Consider the following 18,315-nt stretch of genomic DNA (forward strand, 5'->3'; position numbering starts at 1 on the left):
TTTGTAGCTGTTTAAAAAGTTGATAAAGCTAAAAACTAAATACACCGCGATAATAAAAATTTATATCGTGAGTAGATACTGAAAATAATTGTGAAATTAATTCTGTATGCATCGTGTAATCTCAAGTTAAAAGCGTAAGTAAATATAATAAGAGCATTTGGTGGATGCCTTGGCACTAGAAGGCGATGAAGGACGTAATACGCTGCGATAAGCTTCGGGGAGTTGCGAATAAACTTTGATCCGAAGATTTCCGAATGGGGAAAACCCACCTAATTTATTAGGTATTGTATAGTGAATACATAGCTATATGAGGCAAACCCAGCGAACTGAAATATCTAAGTAGCTGGAGGAAAGGACATCAACCGAGACTCCGTTAGTAGTGACGAGCGAACGCGGACCAGGCCAGTGGCTTCAAAAAAATAACTAAAACAACATGGAAAGGTTAACCATAGAGGGTGATAGTCCCGTATAGGTAAAAAGTTTGAAGTCCTTGAGTAAGGCGGGACACGTGAAATCCTGTTTGAACATAGGGGGACCACCCTCTAAGCCTAAGTACTCTCTAGTGACCGATAGTGAACAAGTACCGTGAGGGAAAGGTGAAAAGTACCCCGACAAGGGGAGTGAAATAGTATCTGAAACCAAATGCTTACAAGCAGTCGGAGCAAGCGTGTTTATATGTCTTGTGACGGCGTACCTTTTGTATAATGGGTCAGCGACTTAGTTTATCTAGCAAGCTTAAGCCGTTAGGTGTAGGCGTAGCGAAAGCGAGTCTGAATAGGGCGCTTTAGTTAGATGAATTAGACCCGAAACCGGGTGATCTAGCCATGGCCAGGTTGAAAGCGGAGTAAAATCCGCTGAAGGACCGAACCCACTACTGTTGAAAAAGTAGGGGATGAGCTGTGGTTAGGGGTGAAAGGCCAATCAAACTCGGATATAGCTGGTTCTCCGCGAAATCTATTTAGGTAGAGCGTTATAGCGATTACCGTCGAAGGTAGAGCACTGAATGAGCTAGGGGGTCCCACAGACTTACCAAACTCAATCAAACTCCGAATGTTGGCGAGTACAGCATAGCAGACAGACTATGGGTGCTAAGGTCCATAGTCGAGAGGGAAAAAGCCCAGACCGCCATCTAAGGTCCCTAAATCATGACTAAGTGTTAAAGGATGTGAGAAGACCAAAACAACTAGGATGTTGGCTTAGAAGCAGCCATCATTTAAAGAAAGCGTAATAGCTCACTAGTCTAAATAAGTTTTCTTGCGCCAACAATGTAACGGGGCTCAAGTCATGTACCGAAGATGCGGATTTATGCATTTGGCATAAATGGTAGCGGAGCGTTCCGTAAGCCTGCGAAGGTGAACCGTAAGGTTTGCTGGAGGTATCGGAAGTGAGAATGCTGACATAAGTAGCGATAAAGAATGTGAGAAACATTCTCGCCGAAAGTCCAAGGGTTCTTGCGTAAAGTTAATCTGCGCAAGGTTAGTCGGCCCCTAAGATGAGGCTGAAAGGCGTAATCGATGGGAATCAGGTTAATATTCCTGAACCTGAAGGATGTGACGAAAATAGTAAATTGTACAGTCTTATTGGATTGATTGTGCAGTGAATATTTTCCAGGAAATAACACCTTCATTATAGACCGTACCCGAAACCGACACAGGTGGACAGGTAGAGTATACCAAGGCGCTTGAGAGAACGATGCTGAAGGAACTAGGCAAATTGCATCTGTAACTTCGGAAGAAAGATGACCTGTATATGAGCAATCATTTGCAGGTGGCACAAGCTAGGGGGTAGCGACTGTTTATTAAAAACACAGGGCTCTGCAAAGTCAATAGACGACGTATAGGGTCTGACGCCTGCCCAGTGCTGGAAGATTAAAAGGAGGGGTGCAAGCTCTGAATTGAAGTCCCAGTGAACGGCGGCCGTAACTATGACGGTCCTAAGGTAGCGAAATTCCTTGTCGGGTAAGTTCCGACCCGCACGAATGGCGTAACGATTTCCCCACTGTCTCCAGTATCGACTCAGCGAAATTGAATTCTCCGTGAAGATGCGGAGTTCCCGCGGTCAGACGGAAAGACCCCGTGAACCTTTACTATAGCTTTGCACTGGTGTTAGGAATCAGATGTGCAGGATAGGTGGGAGACTACGAAGCGAAGGCGTCAGCCTTTGTGGAGTCACCCTTGAGATACCACCCTTTTGGTTCTTGACATCTAACCGAGATCCTTGAATCAGGATCCGAGACAATGCATGGTGGGTAGTTTGACTGGGGCGGTCGCCTCCCAAAGAGTAACGGAGGCGCGCGATGGTTAGCTCAAGTTGGACGGAAATCAACTTTTAGAGTGCAATGGCATAAGCTAGCCTGACTGCGAGTCTGACAAGACGAGCAGAGACGAAAGTCGGTCATAGTGATCCGGTGGTCCCGAGTGGAAGGGCCATCGCTCAACGAATAAAAGGTACTCCGGGGATAACAGGCTGATGATTTCCAAGCGTCCATAGCGACGAAATCGTTTGGCACCTCGATGTCGGCTCATCACATCCTGGGGCTGGAGAAGGTCCCAAGGGTTCGGCTGTTCGCCGATTAAAGTGGTACGTGAGCTGGGTTTAGAACGTCGTGAGACAGTTCGGTCCCTATCTGCCGTGGGTGTTAGGAAGTTTGAGAGGATCTGCCTTTAGTACGAGAGGACCGAGGTGGACGTACCCCTGGTGGACCAGTTGTCGTGCCAACGGCACAGCTGGGTAGCTAAGTACGGAAGGGATAACCGCTGAATGCATCTAAGCAGGAAACCCACCTCAAAACTAGACTTCCCTATTAGAGCCGTGGAAGACCACCACGTTGATAGGTCGGGTGTGGAAGCACAGTAATGTGTGTAGCTAACCGATACTAATAGCTCGATTGATTTACTTTGCTGTGAGATTACATATGCATATAGTGTTAATTCTATAAGAATGTAGTATCAACTCACAAAGTTATCAGGTATATATATATATATATATAGCTTTATCAATGAATAAAGATGTTGTTGCATGACTCAATTTGTCATAGGCTTTGACCACAATATCCAGTAAAAATTACTTTGCTGAGTATCGTAGTAAAAGTTAAGGTATGGTGTTAAGACTTTTTTAGAGCTGTGCAACAACATTAACAGCAGACTAATACAAATTCTATCTTTTTAAAAGTTTGTATTGCTAGCTTGGTGGTTATAGCATGAGTGAAACACACGATCCCATCCCGAACTCGAACGTGAAACCTCATAGCGCTAATGGTACTATGTCATAAGGCATGGGAGAGTAAGTCGCTGCCAAGCTTGCAATGCAAATTTTTAATTATCTTTCTTTCTCTTTATCAGATACTTTATATTCACAATTTTTATCTTTTGCTATTTTAGGTAAGTAATGCTTACGCATTAAAGAATAAACATCAATTTACTTCCATAGAATCATTAAAATCTAACATAGAAATTAAAAAGCTGTTTAAAGAAAAAAATACTGATCAATTTATTTTAGTGTTACCAAATGGGACAGTAATTAATGAAGGTGGGATTTTAACTCAAGAAGGTTATATTCTACAAGACACTCAAACAAGCTTAGGTGATCAACATCGTTTATTAAATAAAAAACGAGATATTAATACAGAAAATCCTTTATATTTTAATGGAAAATTAGCAGTAATTTCATCTCCGGGTTCTGAAAATTGGTATCATTGGTTGCTACAAGTTTTGCCTAGATTAATTATATTAAAAGAATCAAATGTTGAATATGATCGTATCTATATTAATAATTTAAAATATTCATGGCAAATTAAGTCATTAGAAATAGTATTAAATTATTTAAATATACCGGAAGATAAGCTTCTTGTGGTGAATAGTGACTGTATAATTCAAGCTACTAGACTTAATTGTTCCATCTGTACCGTTTATTCCGGTAAAAGGTACGCCTTTATCTTTAATAAAAAGATTTAAGAAATATTTTTATTAAAGATAATAGTAAAGCATACGATAAAATATATATTTCCCGTAAATACGCTTCTACCCGAAAAATAGTTAATGAAGAAGAATTAATAGAAAAAATTGAGAAAATCGGTTTTAAGGTAATATATCTAGAGTTATCCTCTCCGTATGAACATGCTCAGCTTTTTAATAAAGCAAAAATAATAGTTGGACCACACGGATCAGGATTTGCTAACCTTATTTTTGCGGCTCCAAAATGCAAAGTAGTAGAGATTGATCACGGCACAACTCCTCCTAGCAGTTTTTACAAAAGAATAGCAAATTATATGTCGTGTGATTATTATTCCTTTTTATGTAAATCAAACGACCGAAGAACATTTAGAAGATGATATAAAAATCAATATTGACGAATTTATTAAGTTTCTTAAGGCAGTTAATTCCTAAAATCATTATTTAACAAATAAGCTGCACTATTCATTTCATTTAATCTTGATATAGTGCGTTTGAATTCTTCACTTCGGTTAGAACCTTGATATATTTTATTAGGGTTATCTTCTAAGCTCATAAATAAGAGTATTTTATAGAAATAGGCGTTATCGATAAAATTGATAAATCTAACGACCGTATTTGTATCGTTAGCCTCGATAGTATGAACGTTTTGAACTATAATAACGTTGAAATTTTGACAAATATTGACATAATCGATATAGCTAAGATCTCTTGTAAATAATTCATTATAATCAGTGACTAATATGCTTTTATGCACTTTTTGAAATGATATTTTTCTACCTAAAACCTCAATATTTTGAGGAGTAAAATTAGTAGAGTTCTTTCGAAACTCTACTTCTAGAGGTAATTTGTGCGTCGATTCGGTGCTCGCATCCTCACGTACTGGTATGTACGCTGCGGTGCTGTGCTCCGTGTCTCCTACAAATTCCTTTCTATAAGCGAGTTTCGAAAGAACTCTATTATCGCTAATGTCTGTAATAATTTTTCCAAGTTTGTTTTGATTTTCTAGAGTTAAGGGATAAATAATTCTCTCTCCTTTAACTCCTAAAGCTTTATCAAATCGATAATCATGGTGATTATCTAGATATTTAACATAAAATGTATTATTGATTATCTTTATAAAAGGTAAGAAAGATTCTCGTTGTAACCCATCTTTGTAAAGATTATTGAGACTCGTGTTAGAGGTTATAAAAATAAAAATATTTTGCTTTATTAGTTCATCAAATAATCTACCGATTATCATCGCATCGGTAATATCCTTAATTTCAAATTCATCTATACAAAGTACTCTAGTTTTTTTAGCATAATCTTTAGCAATTTTCGGAATAATATCTTTTTGATTTTCTGTTTGTAATTTATGCATTGTTTTATGAATTTCCTGCATAAAGTTCTGATAATGTATTATTATTTTAGGTGCGGTTAATTCTTCAAAAAAAGAATTCATCAGCATAGTTTTGCCGCTGCCCACCGGACCGTATAAATAAATTCCGCTTTTTAGGTTATTTTTGCTAAATATTTGAAGTAGTTTTCGAGGTTTATTAAGCTCTAAGGCAATCTCAGCTAACTCTTTTGATAAAGCAATTTGTTTTACGTCTAATGTTATTGTCACTCGATTATATACTTCTTTTCTTTCAAAAGTAGTATTGTATACTCCTTTTGAAAGAAGTTTAAAATAATGAGTATTCTAGATGGAAAGCAGTTCTCATCTCGAATACAAATTTCATTTATGTTTTATTTTGGCTATTCTTCATTTACTCGTAATAGGTATTTTGTTTCTAGTTTGTTATAGGTTTTTTCTAAAATCGGTAAATATAGTTTAATATTTTCAAAAACTCGTTTTGCATCTTCATATTTATAAACATGGGAAGTATTATTACGATCATCTAGCATTTTAAGCCATATTTTCTCATCATCAATCATACTAAATTGAAAAGCTTTATTTAATACGTCTCGCGCGGGGTAGTACTGTCAATTTTTGCGTAAGTAAGTATTTTTTTAAGGTTTTCCAAAATAATTCAATAACGAATTCAAATCTTTTTACAGAAGCATCTAATACATAATCATTTTTATCTACTTTAGAACTCTCTATAACATTATGTAATTTGATAATTGCTTGCCCTAATGTGTGGAACGAGTCTTCCCAAAATATTTTTTCCATTAGTGCGAGTCCTTTTTATAAAGAATTTTTTTAAAATTAATAATATTTTGTTTAAGTTTATCATTATCGTTTAATGTATCGAATCATACACAATCTATTTTTAAAAGAGTATCTGCGTTATATATTATATTTAAAACTTGTTGCCAATCGCTTTTATTTGCACTAGGGCAGAGGATGGCAATATCAATATCCGCACGTTCATTATTATCACCTCTTGCACGCGAGCCAAAAAGCCAAATCTCCTCTATAAAAGTAATTTAGTAAGGTTTGTTAAAAAGGAATATTCTATGATACTATTCATATTTTTCTATACAAAAGTGTTGCATCGCCGTAGCTGAAAAAACACATTTTTTCTTTTATAGCATATTTATATAATTCATGCATCTCTTTAAATCCTGCAAAAGCACATATAAGCATAAATAAAGTAGATTTAGGAAAATGGAAATTAGTAAGTAGCATATCTGCTGTTTGACATTTAAAGCCTGGGGTTATGAATATATCGGTTTCAAAATCACCGGCTTTTACGGTGCCGTTATTGCAAGAACTCTCAAGGGTTCTAAGTGTCGTAGTGCCGACTGCAATAATGCGTCGCTTTTCTTGCTTTGCTTTATTGATAAGTCCAGCAGTTTCAGGAGTAATAGAGCAATATTCGGTATGCATTTTATGCTCATGAATATTTTCGGTTTTTACCGGTAAAAAAGTTCCCGCTCCTACATGTAGTGTTAAAAATGTGGTTTGTATATTTTTTGCTTTAAGTTTATTAAGTATATCCTTAGTAAAATGTAGTCCAGCCGTTGGTGCTGCAACTGAACCTTCTATACTACTATAAATGTTTTGGTAACGTTCATTGTCGCTTTTTTGTGCTTCGTGGCGTTTAATATAAAGCGGTAGCGGCATCTCACCGTATTTATCTAGGAACTCAAATACAGAAATATCATCAAGCTCGAATTTTACTTTAATCTCACCCATTGCAAGTTTTTCGGCAATGATTACCTTATGATTATCAAAATAAAACTCATCGCCTATATTAAGTTTTCGTGCAGGTTTTGCAAAAGCCGACCAACAATTATTAGATAATCTTTGATTTAAATTTATTGTAATATTAGACCTCTTTCCCAACTCTACTTCTAGGGGTAATTTGTACGTCGATCTGGTACTCGAATCCTCACGTACGTTTGTGTACACTGCGGTTCTGCGTTCCGTGTCTCCTTCACATTCCTCCCTATAAGCGAGTTTAGAAAGAGGTCTATTTTTCCCTAAATTTAGCTTTGCCTTTATGACTTTGCTGTTATTAAAGACTAATAAATCACCTTCTTTTAAGTAATCTATTATGTTGTAGAATTTAGTTTTAATAGGTGGCGTAGCAGCAATTAATAAATCCGAATGGTCACGTTTACTAGATGGATATTGTGCAATAAGTTCACTTGGCAAATCAAAGTCAAAATCAGATAGTTTCATTATTTAAATATTAGTAGCTAAAGAAATTACTATAACAGCATATTACAATATTTAATATAAGATTTTATTTATTGACTAATTGTTTTTTTGTGTATAGTACAAAATATTATTAATTGAATAATAAAAGGAAATATTTATGAAAATACAAGTAGAAAAAATAACGATATCCGATGATATGATTAGGGATAAATTTTATGAGCTATTAAGTCGTAAAGATATAGAAAAACAACAAAGAATGGGGCTGGATAATATAGATTATTATTCAATATCTGAAGAAGATAAAAGTAAAATAAAAAGCTATGAATTTTTGAGCGAGAAGTTTGTTCAAGAAGTAAAAGATTTAATTAATGAGGACGAAATAAGCTATTTTATAAATCCACTTAATTCAGCCTATGACATAGCATATAATATAATTTCTAAAATAGTAAAGGATCCGGTAACCGCTATATATAATGCAATCACGGAAAATAATATTAATTTAGTGGGAACTTTATTAACAAATCTAGAGGTTGATCCAAATACAGAATTTAATAAATATAGAGATAACAACTTTTTACAAGCTGCTTGCAATATGAATAATAAAGAAATGGTTAAGCTTTCACTTGCAAAAGGAACAGATATCCGGTCATTGAGTTTTATAACCAAGTAAAAGAGAATAACGATTCAAAAACAATGAGGTTTGATAATATAGATGATTATTCTAAAGCTAAAGCTGCAATAAATGATAGCTCAATATCTGAAGAAGATGAAAGCGTATTAAATGTTAAAATAAAGAAACATGAATTTTTTAGAGAAAGTTTTGTCAAAGAATTCAAAGCTTCTATTGAAGGTCAGAGTAAAGATGTTAAAGATCTGTCCTTGCATATATTGCGATATATATGAAATAGCACGGAATCCTGACCCTGTTATAGTTAAAGCAATTCATCAGGGCGATTACGATTTAGTTGATAGTTTGTTAACAGCTCTAAATATTAGTCCAAATACAGTAGTACATACATCGGAGTATGGTTCTGGAAATCTTTTAAATTTTGCGTGTATTAATAATCAGAAAAATATAGCTAGGCTTTTACTTAAAAAAGGAGCAAATATAGACTTTGGCGATGATTCTGGTATAACTCCTTTATGTAGTGCTATAGAAGCCGGGCATCTAGATATGGTAGCATTTCTACTTGAAAATGGAGCTGATCCTAATTACAGTGAATAGGGAAGAATGTCTTCTTTAGATATTATAGCTACTTTCATAAAAAAAGATATATCTATAGTAACTATGTTGCTTGCCCATGGTGTTGATATGGAATTTATAGGACATAAATATACCACATTTGGAAAATCAGCATATTCTTTTATAGGCTGGTCTAGTACGGATCAAGCTAGAATAAATATGGCAAAAGTATTTTTACAATATGGTGCTAACCCGGATTTATTAGCTCCTTATTCTACCAAACAAATGCTCCGTGATGAAGGAATCAATAAAGGGTTCAAAGCTCTTTTAAAATTAGAATCGGCACTTCGTAAGAAAGATTATAAGGAAATTGAGGCTATTGACAAGAAAGATTTAGCTGTATTTGTTCAATGGAAAGCAGACATATTGCCGGTTATAAAAGATGTTTTTAATTTTAAGAGTACATTAAGTAAATATATAGATAACTTATTTAAACTATATAAGTTTGTTTTTAATAATACTTCTTTTTTAGGTAGTTCTGAAACGAAGCAGTTAGGGAAAAAATAGATCTTTATGTAAAAAATTACGAACAAAAGTTAAAAGACGTTACACAACCTATATTCACCTTAAAAGCTCTATGTGCTTTTGAACTCCAAAATATTATTAATAGTAACGTTGAAGCGAAATTACCTTATTATGCAATAGAATCAATGACAGAGTATGGATTACTTCAAGTTGAAGTAACAGGAGAAGCGAAGGCTCATACTGACTTAGTTAAAGGTTGAGGCTATTATTACCGAGCTTGTTGCATGACTCCGATGTCATTCCCGCCTCCGCGGGAATGACATCGAACATAGGCAACGCTGCCTCACACTATCAATCCTTTTACTTGAGAGTTCCATAATTTTTGATAGAGCTTACTATTTTTTAGTAATTCTGCGTGGCTACCGTCATCGATTATGCTGCCTTTTTCAAAAACTAAAATTCTATCCATATTTAGTAAAGTAGATAATCTGTGGGCAATAACTATCACGGTTTTATTTTGCATTAAATATTCCATTGATTCTTGAATTAGGCTTTCCGTTTCGCTATCTAAACTACTTGTTGCTTCATCGAGAATTAAAATAGGAGCATTTTTTAAGATAGCTCTTGCTATAATAATTCTTTGACGCTGACCGCCGGATAAATTATTGCCCCGCTCTCCGCACATAGTATCGTAACCGTCCGATAAATTATCGATCACATCGTGGATATGTGCAGATTTTGCTGCTTCTATAACCTCCTCAAGAGTAGCTTCTTTTTTCCCGTATCTGATATTTTCCAAAATAGTACGATGAAAAAGTACCGGTTCTTGCGGTATAAGGCTAATAGCTTTTCTAAGAGAATCTTGAGTTACATTTTTAATATTTTGATTATCTATTAAAATCATTCCTGCTTCTATATCATGTAACCTAGTGAGCAAACTAATAAAAGTGGTTTTGCCCGAACCGGAAAATCCGACTAGCCCTACTTTTTGTTTACTTGGTATTAATACCGATTTATTATAAAATAGATTATTATTATGATGATAATTAAACGTAACGTTTCTGAATTCAATTACACCTTCTTTGATATCTAAAGGAGTAGCATTCTCAATATCCGTTATAATATGCGGTGCCATTAAAGATAAACCTTGATTAAATGCCCCGACCTGTTCAAACATATCGCCTATTTCTTGGGTTAAATCCCAAATATCGTCTGCTACATTTATACATAATGTTAGCACTAATACGCAATCACCTATAGTTATAGATAATTCACTGCGAAGTACCGACAAATAATAAATCATTATAAAAATCATTATTGAACAAGAAGTCCCAAGAGCATAGCGTAATTTGAACATAAAGAATTGCATAGTTTGCTCATCGGCTACGGCATTTTCTACTCTTGTTTCTAGGTGTTGACGTTCAAATTTATGGGCTGTAAACATTCTAACCGCATTAATGTTGCTAATTGCATCTACGATACTACCGGCAACAAAAGATTGGCTTCTAGCATAATTTAACGAGTATTTATTGATTTTATCCGAGAAAAGAACGCTAAGTCCTAAAAAAACCGTAATCCATAAAATAAATATCGTAGCAAAAACGTAATGTACCGAATATAAAGCAATTAATGCAAATACAATAATTGCTAGTTTACGAAGAATTTTTTCACCGAATATCGAAATGATCATCTCAAATGATCTTGCGGTTTCGGTAATACGATTGCTAATATGTCCTGCTAGATTATCCTGAAAGAATTTATGGCTATGATATTGTGTATAATTATAAAGTTCATTTAGTATTTTCCCTTTTATTACGGGCATAGTCTTTAGATACAAATAATCATATGAACGATATGCTATATTAATACTCTCCCACCAAAGAGCATAAAATACTGCCCAGTAAATCATGGAAGATAAAAGGTTATGAGTATTCTCATCGCTAAAAGATTCAATTAAATCAATGATTTTCTGAAGTAATATACTATCAATTGCCGGAATCATACCGAGTAAAATACAGATTACGGTTAATAAAGTAATTTTAACTTTATCGAATTTTAAAAAATAAATACCTAAGCTAAATGTTGATTTGGATAAAGTAGGGTATTTTATCACGATAATGCACCTCGATTTCAAAATAATATATTAATTCGTTTTATTTCAGAGCGTATATTTAATTTAATTATTTTGCAAAAATATACCTAAAAATATTAAATGTATGGAAAAATAATAAACAAGCCTTGCTTCTTACCCTAAATAATGCTACAAAATTCAGAAAATAACTTCAAAATCATTAGAAATGCAAGAAAAAGAATTATCTAATAATTTTTTAGAAGAACAAGAAAAGTCTAAGGAAGACGATTCTCCGTTCTTTGATGTAAAATATATTTGTCAAGCAAGTTTATTAATTACGGATTCTATCCGAAAAGGGTGTGATGTAACGCAATTGCCCAATGGTGATATTAATGTTACAGAAGTAAGAATAGTAAATGTTCATTATAATTGGAACTCCGAAAAAGGAAAATTTGTTAAAACTAATCAGATAGAATTTAATAATAGCAAAAGCGGCTAATTAAATCAAATACTGTATTGATGTTATTGTATGTCATTCCCGCGGAGGCGGGAATCCAGAAAAACATATAAAAAATTTGTTTTTTCATATGTTTACTTCGTCAAACATATAATTTTTGTACCATATTAAAGCTATTTTTTTTGGATTCCCGCCTCCGCGGGAATGACATATCATAATGGAATTTGATCAAGTATTATTATCGAGGATTCAATTTGCTTTTACCATAAGCTTTCATATAATATTCCCTGCCTTTACTATAGGGCTTGCAAGCTTTTTAGCGGTAATTGAAGGGTTATGGTTAAAAACAAAAAAGCAAGTTTATCAAGAAATATACAAATTTTGGGTGAAGATTTTTGCCGTTACTTTCGGTATGGGGGTGGTGTCGGGCGTTGTAATGTCTTATCAATTCGGTACTAATTGGTCGAATTTTTCAGATAAGGTTGGAAATGTACTCGGACCGCTTCTCGGTTTTGAAGTATTTACTGCCTTTTTCCTCGAATCTTCTTTTTTAGGTATAATGTTATTCGGCTTTAATAAAGTCAGTAAAAAAGTACATTTTATTTCTACGTTAATAGTTGCTATCGGTACTGTAATCTCAGCTTTTTGGATACTTGCAGCCAGTAGCTGGATGCATACGCCTGCGGGTTTTGAACTGCGAGGCGAAGGGTTCTTTTATCCTTTAAATTGGTTAGAAATTATCTTTAATCCTTCTTTCCCATATCGCTTTTTCCATATGATTACGGCGGCTTATTTAACTACTTCTTTTGTCATCGGTGGTGTAGGTAGTTTTTATTTAGTAAATAATCGTTATAAAGAGCATGCTAAAATTATGCTTTTTATGGCGGTGTTAATGGCATTAATCGTTGCACCTATTCAAATATTTATCGGTGATCTACACGGTTTAAATACTCTTAAATATCAGCCGGTCAAGGTTTCGGCTATAGAAGGTATTTGGAATACGGAAAAAGGAGCGGCTTTTAATCTTATCGGCTTTCCTGACGGGGAAGAAGAAAAAACAAAATATGCTATAGAAATACCTTATGTTAGTAGTTTAATCTTAACGCATAGCTTAGACGGTGAAGTGAAAGGGTTAAAAGAATGGACAAAAGAAGAGCGTCCGCCGGTTGCAGTGGTATTTTTTAGCTTCCGTATTATGGTAGGTATTGGTTTCTTAATGGTATTTACAGGTGTAGCGGGCTTATATCTTTATTTGAAGAAAAGATTATATACTACGCATTGGTTTCAATATTGGTATATATTAATGTCGCCTTCAGGTTTTATTGCAGTACTTGCCGGCTGGTTTGTAACTGAGGTAGGTAGACAACCTTATATAGTGTATAATATTTTAAAAACCGTGGATACGGTATCACCGGTACTTGGCAAATATGTATTTATTTCTCTAACTGCTTTTGTAGTAGTGTATGCGATCATTTTCGGAGCGGGTATATATTACATAATGCATTTGATAAAGAAAGGTATAGAGGTGATAGATAATAAAGAAATGTATGGAGAGATCGGTTTGAATAATCCATTGTTAGAAAAGTAAAATAGTTTTTATATGAATGTATAAAAGTATTTTGTTATTGTAATTTTAACTATAGTTTTTTATATTTATTGAATAATCAAAACATTTTTTAAATATGCACTTAGAATATAAAGTTACTATATCTGAAAATGGCAGAATAAATATTCCTGCAAAAATTCGAGACCAATTACATCTTTCTTCAGGAGATCAATTAATGTTAATACTTGATGAGAAATTAAAATTGATTCCTTTAAAAAATAAAATTAAAGAATTTCAAGCATTGGTAAAATCTAATATATCATTAGTTGAGTCTTTAATTGAGTCAAGCAAAAAGGAATTTAAAAATGAATAAATGCATTTTAGATGCATCTGTTTTACTTGCATTATTTAACTCAGAAAACGGTAGTGAGAAAGTTGAAGAATTATTACCATTATCATGTCTACGGTAAATATAGCGAAAGTGATAGCAGAGTTAAATAAAAAGCTAAATGTATCACCTTCTAAAAGTAAAGAAATGATTTCGGCTTCAATAAATAAAATTATATCATTAGATTTTGATCAAGCTATAGAAATTGGACGCTTAAAAAAAGAAGCAGAGCAATTTGGTTTGTCTCTTGGTGACAGAGCTTGTATTGGTCTCGGATTAATCACCGGTTATCCTATTATATACAGCAGATAAAGCTTGGGCTAAATTGTCATTAAATTGTAATATTATTTTAATTCGTTAAAAAACTAATGTTAAATTTTGCATCTTATATAGATTTACCGCTTGTTTGGGGTGGGCTTATAGCTACCGCTATTTGTTTATATGTTTTATTAGACGGTTTTGATTTAGGGGTAGGGATCTTATTTCCGTTTGCACCTACCGATGATTGCCGTCATAAAATGATCAATTCTATTGCTCCTTTTTGGGATGGTAACGAAACTTGGTTGGTACTTGGCGGCGGTGGTTTATTTGCAGCTTGCCCACTTGCATATTCACTGTTAATGCCGGCTTTATATATTCCTATTACATTGATGTTACTCGGTCTAATATTTCGCGGTGTAGCTTTTGAATTCCGTTTTAAGGCTCATATAGGTCATCGTTATATTTGGGATTACGCTTTTCATTTCGGTTCTATGCTTGCTGTTTTTTGTCAAGGTTTAATGCTTGGTACGTTTGTCCAAGGAATAGAAGTAGAAGGACGAGAATTTGCAGGGGGGAGCTTTGATTTTCTTACTCCCTTTTCGGTGATGACGGGGATAGCATTAATATTTGGTTATGCACTCTTGGGTGCTACTTGGCTTATTCTGAAAACAGAAAAGAAAACACAAGATTGGGCTTATAAATCTGCTTTATATATTTTATTTTACGTTGCACTTTTTATGGGGCTTGTAAGCTTATGGGTTCCTTTCTTAAATAACCACATAAATCATCGTTGGTTTAGTGTACCGAATATTTACTATTTATCGATTGTACCTATTGTAACTGTTTTAATATTTATCAAATTAATTAAAGCCATCAAGCAGAAAAAAGAAGTAAAGCCGTTTATTTATACGATCTTATTATTTTTATTAGGATATTTAGGGCTTGCTATAAGTATATGGCCATATATCGTTCCTTATAAAGTTACGCTTGAAACCGCAGCAGCAGCACCGGAGTCACAGTCTTTACTGCTGATAGGAGCGGGGATATTCCTGCCTGTCATACTTGGCTACACTTTCTATTGTTATTATATATTCCGTGGCAAATCATCTCATCATCCGATATATTAAAAAATTTAAAAAAATAACCTCTTGTCTAAAAGGGTGGCAATGGTTTATTATTTTATGGCTTAGCGGATTATTATCCACATTACTTTTAACATATATAGTTAAATTAGTGTTTAGGATGATAGTATAGGTTTGATTTTTTGTTGTCACCCCGTGGCTTGACCACGGAATCCATAAAAACAACTAAAAATACTAATAATCTTAGTATTTTTAACTGGACCCCGTGGTCAAGCCACGGGGTGACACTGAATACATTTTTCGATCCATACAACAAGGCTTAATTTTCTTGCAATGACGTGTGTAAGTATATGACCAAAATCTCAGCATTTATTATTACTAAAAATGAAGCGGCAAGGATAGCAAGAGCTATAAATAGCGTAAAAAATATTGTTGATGAGGTGATAGTAGTAGATAGTGAAAGTACTGATGATACGGTTAGTATAGCTGAAGAATTAGGGGCAACGGTAGTGATAAAACCGTGGCTTGGTTATGTAGGGCAGAAATCTTTTGCCGAAAGTCTTTGTATAAATGATTGGATTCTTAATGTTGATGCTGATGAGGAGCTGTCTAAAGATTTACAAGATGAAATAGAGTATATTTTTGTGTCCGGAAATCAAGATCGTTATTTAGCCTATCAAATAAAGCTTTTAATAATGCATCGTAATGACCGAAAGCCACGGATGTTTGCTCCATTTAATAAATGTACCCGGTTATATAATAAAAAGTTTGCAAGCTTTGCAAATACCGTAAATAGTACTACTCATGATTCGGTGGTATTTAATAAAGATGTTGATTTTACAGATAAAGTTTATTTATTAAACGAAGCTGCTTATCATTATTCGGGTACTTCAATTGAGCAGTTGGTAACTAAAGCAAATTTTTATTCTAGCGAGCAGGCAAAAGATTTAATGATGCAAGATAAAAAAGTTTCAAATATCCGAATAGCAACTGAAATGTTATGGTGGGTTTTTAAAGCATTTTTTATCAGACGATATTTTGTATTCGGTTTTGACGGGTTTGTAGATTCAATGATTTTTGCCTTTGCAAGATTTTTGCGTCTTGCAAAATTAAGAGAAAAAACAAAAAATAATTATGAAAGAAAATTTTAACGTTAGTAAATTAAAAAACGGTTTGACAATTTTAACATATAATATGCCTTATGTTAATTCGGTAGCGATAAATTTAATTGTTAAAGTCGGAAGCCGTTATGAAAATCCTGAAGAAGAGGGCATTTCTCATTTTCTTGAGCATATGGCTTTTAAAGGTACTAAAACAAGAACGGCAAAACAAATAGTCGAAGAATTTGACGAGATAGGTGGTCATTTTAACGCGTATACAGGTCATGAAAAAACAATATATTATGCACGAGTATTATCCGCAAATTGTGATAAAGCACTTAATATACTTGCCGATATAATACAAAATTCTATTTTCTCCGAAGAAGAGATAGCTAAGGAATATCAGGTGATATTACAGGAAATAGCCCATAGCCAAGATAATCCCGATGATTTAATATATGAGAAGTTTTATAGTAGCGTTTATAAGGATCAGCCGCTCGGTAAACCGATTCTTGGAACAAGCAAAACACTGGCTAGTTTTACTCAAGAACATTTTTTGAGTTTTATAGATAAACATTATAACGCCGGAAATCTGTATTTATCGGTTGCCGGGAATGTTGATCACGATAAAATAGTGGGTACTGCAGAGCGATTATTTTCTTCTTTGAAGCAAGGAGTAAAAAGTAGTTTTCTACCTGCAAGATATATAGGAGGTAATAGCTTTATCAATAAGGATTTGGAGCAAACTACTTTAATACTGGGTTTTGAAGGAACGCCGTATATTAATTTAGAAAGGCTTTACCGAACACAGCTACTGGCTATAATATTCGGCGGTGGTATGTCTTCACGTTTATTTCAGCATATTCGTGAAAGGCTAGGGCTTGCATATGCAGTCGGTAGTTATAATAGTACATATGTTGATAGCGGAGTATTTACTATTTATGCAAGTACCGCACATGATAAATTGGAATTATTATGCAAAGAGCTGAAAAATGAAATAACCAAGATAACTGAAAAAGTTAATGAAGAAGAGATGATTAGAGCTAAAACGCAACTACGAAGTAATTTGTTGATGGCACAAGAAAAAGTAGCTTATAAATCAGAAGAAATCGGTAAAAATTATGCAGCTTTCGGTAAATATATTGCGCCTGAAGAGATCATAGAAATTATTACGAATATAAAAGCCGATGACATTATTAATACGGCAAATCAAATATTTAGTGGTACTACTACATCGGCAATTATTGGTCCCAGTACTCTTTCTTATGAATTTTGAGATTAATAAATGAAAAAAAAATTATATGAAGGTTCGAGTAAAATCTTATATTCTGCCGAAGAAGATTTTTTACTTATAATGGCTTTTTCCGATAAGGCTATTTTAGAAACCGGCGAGACTGTTGATATATCAGGTAAAGGGGTACTTAATAATAATATTTCTTCTTTTCTAATGGATAAACTGGAAATGATCGGCATTGAAAATCATTTTATCGAAAAAATAAATATGAGGGAGCAATTAATTCAATATGTCGAGGTTTTTCCGATACAAGTAATAATATCATCGGTAGCGTGCGGTAGATTTGTAAAAGAATTTGGGATGGACGAAGGATATGTATTTGATAAGCCGATCATTGATTTTAAGGTCCGAAGTCGTGAATTTAAATATCCGATAGTTAATGAGTATCAAATATTAAATTTTGGTTGGTTAACTAGGGATGAAATTAAAGCGGTAAAAGAGCAAGCTTTGCGTATATATGCTTTTCTAAGCGGCTTATTTATCGGTGTCGGGATTCGGCTTGTTGAGTGTAAATTAGAATTTGGGCGTGTGTTTAACGGTGAAGAATCTATCATTATGTTAACTGATGAAATTAGTCCGGATAATTGTAGATTATGGCACATTAACAGTAATGAGAAATTAGGATTTGAATTGCTTGAAAACGAACCGAGTAACGCTTTTGAATCATATCAGCTAATAGCCGATCGTTTAAAAGAAAAATAAATATATTTTTTAAGCGGCATGTGCTATTTTGAACTTGAAAAACGCTCTGATGTCATGTCGCGACTTGATCACGGCATCCAGAAAAAAGTAAAATAACCCGTGGTCAAGCCACGGGGTGACATCGGAAAGCTTATCCACGCGGGAACGACATTTTTGGTTTT

18 protein-coding genes, 2 rRNA genes and 2 pseudogenes are annotated in these 18,315 nt (G+C 34.1%); 16 read left to right on the forward strand and 6 right to left on the reverse strand.

All coding sequences use genetic code 11. From position 1 onward, the window contains the following. Positions 1-136 precede the first annotated feature (136 nt). The 4 genes from ACIAS7_RS03780 (at position 137) to ACIAS7_RS03795 (ending at position 4,330) form a co-directional block, all read left to right on the forward strand. Positions 137-2,900: ribosomal RNA gene (locus tag ACIAS7_RS03780) — 23S ribosomal RNA — on the forward strand. A 284-nt stretch (positions 2,901-3,184) separates the two neighbouring features. Next, positions 3,185-3,299 (forward strand): 5S ribosomal RNA (gene rrf / locus ACIAS7_RS03785). A gap of 198 nt (positions 3,300-3,497) precedes the next feature. Next, entirely contained in the window at positions 3,498-3,953 is a 456-nt protein-coding gene (locus ACIAS7_RS03790; protein ID WP_473198257.1) for a hypothetical protein, read from the forward strand. 47 nt (positions 3,954-4,000) lie between these two features. Next, the gene (locus ACIAS7_RS03795) at positions 4,001-4,330 is read left to right on the forward strand and encodes a glycosyltransferase 61 family protein (RefSeq protein ID WP_473199405.1); all 330 of its coding nucleotides are present in this window, start codon (positions 4,001-4,003) and stop codon (positions 4,328-4,330) included. A gap of 44 nt (positions 4,331-4,374) precedes the next feature. Here ACIAS7_RS03795 and zapE read toward each other — a convergent pair whose 3' ends face one another. From zapE to queA, 5 genes and pseudogenes are all read right to left on the reverse strand, one after another. Beyond that, entirely contained in the window at positions 4,375-5,559 is a 1,185-nt protein-coding gene (gene zapE, locus ACIAS7_RS03800; RefSeq protein WP_473198258.1) for a cell division protein ZapE, read from the reverse strand. A 131-nt stretch (positions 5,560-5,690) separates the two neighbouring features. Further along, positions 5,691-5,900, reverse strand: a pseudogene (locus ACIAS7_RS03805) (HI0074 family nucleotidyltransferase substrate-binding subunit); the annotation flags it as partial. Next, on the reverse strand, positions 5,887-6,108 hold the full coding sequence (locus ACIAS7_RS03810) for a nucleotidyltransferase substrate binding protein (RefSeq protein WP_473198259.1): 222 nt from the start codon (positions 6,106-6,108) through the stop codon (positions 5,887-5,889). The gene ACIAS7_RS03810 and the pseudogene ACIAS7_RS03805, both read right to left, overlap by 14 nt. A gap of 83 nt (positions 6,109-6,191) precedes the next feature. After that, positions 6,192-6,365 (reverse strand): nucleotidyltransferase domain-containing protein, encoded by a 174-nt coding sequence (locus tag ACIAS7_RS03815; RefSeq protein WP_473199406.1) that lies wholly within the window; start codon positions 6,363-6,365, stop codon positions 6,192-6,194. A 40-nt stretch (positions 6,366-6,405) separates the two neighbouring features. Next, positions 6,406-7,566, reverse strand: coding sequence for a tRNA preQ1(34) S-adenosylmethionine ribosyltransferase-isomerase QueA (queA, locus tag ACIAS7_RS03820; RefSeq protein ID WP_473198260.1), 1,161 nt, complete (start codon positions 7,564-7,566; stop codon positions 6,406-6,408). 136 nt (positions 7,567-7,702) lie between these two features. Between queA and ACIAS7_RS03825 the strand changes: the two genes are divergently transcribed. Genes ACIAS7_RS03825 through ACIAS7_RS03840 form a run of 4 tightly spaced genes read left to right on the forward strand, consistent with a single transcriptional unit; the run spans position 7,703 to position 9,295 of the window. Next, a complete protein-coding gene (locus tag ACIAS7_RS03825) occupies positions 7,703-8,215 on the forward strand; it encodes a hypothetical protein (protein WP_473198261.1) in 513 nt (170 codons plus the stop codon). Between the two features lie 23 nt (positions 8,216-8,238). Then, complete coding sequence (locus ACIAS7_RS03830; RefSeq protein ID WP_473198262.1) at positions 8,239-8,448, forward strand: hypothetical protein; 210 nt, start codon at positions 8,239-8,241, stop codon at positions 8,446-8,448. After that, a complete protein-coding gene (locus ACIAS7_RS03835) occupies positions 8,408-8,770 on the forward strand; it encodes an ankyrin repeat domain-containing protein (RefSeq protein ID WP_473198263.1) in 363 nt (120 codons plus the stop codon). The genes ACIAS7_RS03830 and ACIAS7_RS03835 overlap by 41 nt, the downstream gene beginning before the upstream one ends. Before the next feature lie 6 nt (positions 8,771-8,776). After that, the gene (locus tag ACIAS7_RS03840) at positions 8,777-9,295 is read left to right on the forward strand and encodes a hypothetical protein (RefSeq protein ID WP_473198264.1); all 519 of its coding nucleotides are present in this window, start codon (positions 8,777-8,779) and stop codon (positions 9,293-9,295) included. 301 nt (positions 9,296-9,596) lie between these two features. On the opposite strand, the gene ACIAS7_RS03845 is transcribed toward ACIAS7_RS03840, so the two are convergent. After that, entirely contained in the window at positions 9,597-11,366 is a 1,770-nt protein-coding gene (locus ACIAS7_RS03845) for an ABC transporter ATP-binding protein (RefSeq protein WP_473198265.1), read from the reverse strand. 184 nt (positions 11,367-11,550) lie between these two features. On the opposite strand from ACIAS7_RS03845, the gene ACIAS7_RS03850 reads away from it, so the two are divergent. The 8 genes and pseudogenes from ACIAS7_RS03850 to ACIAS7_RS03885 all read left to right on the forward strand — a co-directional run bounded on the left by ACIAS7_RS03850 (position 11,551) and on the right by ACIAS7_RS03885 (position 18,154). Continuing rightward, positions 11,551-11,823, forward strand: a complete 273-nt coding sequence (locus tag ACIAS7_RS03850; RefSeq protein WP_473198266.1) for a DUF2671 domain-containing protein — start codon at positions 11,551-11,553, stop codon at positions 11,821-11,823. A 175-nt stretch (positions 11,824-11,998) separates the two neighbouring features. Next, entirely contained in the window at positions 11,999-13,369 is a 1,371-nt protein-coding gene (locus ACIAS7_RS03855; protein ID WP_473198267.1) for a cytochrome ubiquinol oxidase subunit I, read from the forward strand. A 94-nt stretch (positions 13,370-13,463) separates the two neighbouring features. After that, entirely contained in the window at positions 13,464-13,700 is a 237-nt protein-coding gene (locus ACIAS7_RS03860; RefSeq protein ID WP_473198268.1) for an AbrB/MazE/SpoVT family DNA-binding domain-containing protein, read from the forward strand. Further along, a pseudogene (locus ACIAS7_RS03865) lies at positions 13,693-14,076 on the forward strand (type II toxin-antitoxin system VapC family toxin). The gene ACIAS7_RS03860 and the pseudogene ACIAS7_RS03865 overlap by 8 nt, the downstream one beginning before the upstream one ends. A gap of 7 nt (positions 14,077-14,083) precedes the next feature. Further along, positions 14,084-15,103, forward strand: a complete 1,020-nt coding sequence (gene cydB / locus ACIAS7_RS03870) for a cytochrome d ubiquinol oxidase subunit II (RefSeq protein ID WP_473198269.1) — start codon at positions 14,084-14,086, stop codon at positions 15,101-15,103. A gap of 305 nt (positions 15,104-15,408) precedes the next feature. Next, complete coding sequence (locus ACIAS7_RS03875) at positions 15,409-16,209, forward strand: glycosyltransferase family 2 protein (RefSeq protein ID WP_473198270.1); 801 nt, start codon at positions 15,409-15,411, stop codon at positions 16,207-16,209. Next, on the forward strand, positions 16,193-17,434 hold the full coding sequence (locus ACIAS7_RS03880; protein ID WP_473198271.1) for a M16 family metallopeptidase: 1,242 nt from the start codon (positions 16,193-16,195) through the stop codon (positions 17,432-17,434). Before ACIAS7_RS03875 ends, ACIAS7_RS03880 begins: the two co-directional genes overlap by 17 nt. A gap of 9 nt (positions 17,435-17,443) precedes the next feature. Beyond that, entirely contained in the window at positions 17,444-18,154 is a 711-nt protein-coding gene (locus ACIAS7_RS03885; protein WP_473198272.1) for a phosphoribosylaminoimidazolesuccinocarboxamide synthase, read from the forward strand. The last annotated feature ends 161 nt before the right edge of the window (positions 18,155-18,315 follow it).

It is taken from the genome of Rickettsia sp. 109562A South Dakota (genome assembly GCF_055791265.1).

Excerpts from the sequence above, each read along its gene's own strand:
- ACIAS7_RS03810 (WP_473198259.1), bottom strand. The coding sequence starts at position 6,108 with ATGGAAAAAATATTTTGGGAAGACTCGTTCCACACATTAGGGCAAGCA.
- queA (WP_473198260.1), bottom strand. The coding sequence starts at position 7,566 with ATGAAACTATCTGATTTTGACTTTGATTTGCCAAGTGAACTTATTGCA.
- ACIAS7_RS03825 (WP_473198261.1), top strand. The coding sequence starts at position 7,703 with ATGAAAATACAAGTAGAAAAAATAACGATATCCGATGATATGATTAGG.
- ACIAS7_RS03830 (WP_473198262.1), top strand. The coding sequence starts at position 8,239 with ATGAGGTTTGATAATATAGATGATTATTCTAAAGCTAAAGCTGCAATA.
- ACIAS7_RS03835 (WP_473198263.1), top strand. The coding sequence starts at position 8,408 with ATGTTAAAGATCTGTCCTTGCATATATTGCGATATATATGAAATAGCA.
- ACIAS7_RS03840 (WP_473198264.1), top strand. The coding sequence starts at position 8,777 with ATGTCTTCTTTAGATATTATAGCTACTTTCATAAAAAAAGATATATCT.
- ACIAS7_RS03850 (WP_473198266.1), top strand. The coding sequence starts at position 11,551 with ATGCAAGAAAAAGAATTATCTAATAATTTTTTAGAAGAACAAGAAAAG.
- ACIAS7_RS03855 (WP_473198267.1), top strand. The coding sequence starts at position 11,999 with ATGGAATTTGATCAAGTATTATTATCGAGGATTCAATTTGCTTTTACC.
- ACIAS7_RS03860 (WP_473198268.1), top strand. The coding sequence starts at position 13,464 with ATGCACTTAGAATATAAAGTTACTATATCTGAAAATGGCAGAATAAAT.
- cydB (WP_473198269.1), top strand. The coding sequence starts at position 14,084 with ATGTTAAATTTTGCATCTTATATAGATTTACCGCTTGTTTGGGGTGGG.
- ACIAS7_RS03875 (WP_473198270.1), top strand. The coding sequence starts at position 15,409 with ATGACCAAAATCTCAGCATTTATTATTACTAAAAATGAAGCGGCAAGG.
- ACIAS7_RS03880 (WP_473198271.1), top strand. The coding sequence starts at position 16,193 with ATGAAAGAAAATTTTAACGTTAGTAAATTAAAAAACGGTTTGACAATT.
- ACIAS7_RS03885 (WP_473198272.1), top strand. The coding sequence starts at position 17,444 with ATGAAAAAAAAATTATATGAAGGTTCGAGTAAAATCTTATATTCTGCC.